At 49.7% G+C, this 610-nt stretch carries 1 pseudogene; it reads left to right on the top strand.

The features are described 5' to 3' along the window. Positions 1 to 610 (top strand): annotated as a pseudogene (locus tag QVP35_RS11855) (hypothetical protein); the annotation flags it as partial.

Here is a 610-nt window from a genome sequence, read left to right as displayed (position 1 = left end):
GGGGGGGTACAAGCAGTGAGACATCTTTGAACCCCAAAGGCTACCGGATTACAGGTACAACCACTTCGAATATTATAAAAGTAGAACCGAACGTTACGACGGACATTACTCTGGATAATGTCAGTGTAACCAGCAGCGGAACTAAAAATTGCATGGACGTGTCCCATGCCAATGTAACGATTACACTGGTGGGGAATAACCTTTTGTCCTGCGGAGCGACAGCTTATGGCGCTTTGGTCAAGGACGGAATGGACGATTCCAGATTAATCATTCAGTGTGAACATGCAACGGCAATCGGAAATATTACTTCAAACCGGACCATTGGCTCAGAAGCGGGATTTTCTAATCTGACCATCAGAGGCGGTATTGTGGAAGCACAGGCAGGAGGCCACAACTGTGCGATTGGAGCAGCCTGCGGAAGTTATACACACAATTCTGCAACGGATCAGAATAAATATGCCAAAAATATCAGGATCGAAGGAGGAGTCGTAACAGCCAGAGGAGGGAAAGACTGTGCCGGGCTTGGAGGCGGCAGAGCCACTCCGGTGGACGGCATTTATATTACGGGAGGGACGGTGTATGCATCCGGAGGCGCCCATTCTCCGGGGAT

Source organism: Anaerostipes sp. CAG:276 (genome assembly GCF_000432215.1).
Taxonomy (GTDB): domain Bacteria; phylum Bacillota; class Clostridia; order Lachnospirales; family Lachnospiraceae; genus Anaerostipes; species Anaerostipes caccae.
Note: the sequence above shows the minus strand (reverse complement) of the source record. Positions and strands in the feature narration are given on the sequence as shown.